The sequence below is a fragment of the Christiangramia qingdaonensis genome, from assembly GCF_048381525.1.
Classification (GTDB): Bacteria; Bacteroidota; Bacteroidia; order Flavobacteriales; family Flavobacteriaceae; genus Christiangramia.
On the sequence record NZ_JBLWIM010000001.1, the window covers coordinates 18,627 to 18,931 of the forward strand.

A 305-nucleotide genomic window follows, 5' to 3' on the forward strand; every position below is an offset into this window, starting at 1 on the left:
ATTACAATTTTCAACCGTATTAGGACACAATTCGAATGGAATATTTGTCTCATTAAGAGAACCTAACTGGTAGGAACTAAAGCCAATGGTTTCTCCAGATCCATCATCTTTCCTTTCAAGGTTGAAATTACGTAGCGTCACTTGATATCCATAATTCCTTGTGATATTGTGTGGGATATATTCTTCATGTTGGATAAATTCAGTTTGCTGATCATTTAGATAATTTTCTAGACCATCCCCGGTGCTGCTAAATAATTCAGGATTAGTACGCCCGTCTTCCTCGCTTACTTCCAGTCTTGTTTCCA

General features: G+C 37.4%; 1 protein-coding gene. It reads right to left on the bottom strand.

What is annotated here, in order from left to right; translation table 11 throughout:
• The coding region (locus tag ACNI3T_RS00120) for a hypothetical protein (RefSeq protein WP_418226075.1) at positions 1-305 on the bottom strand (305 nt) is incomplete at both ends.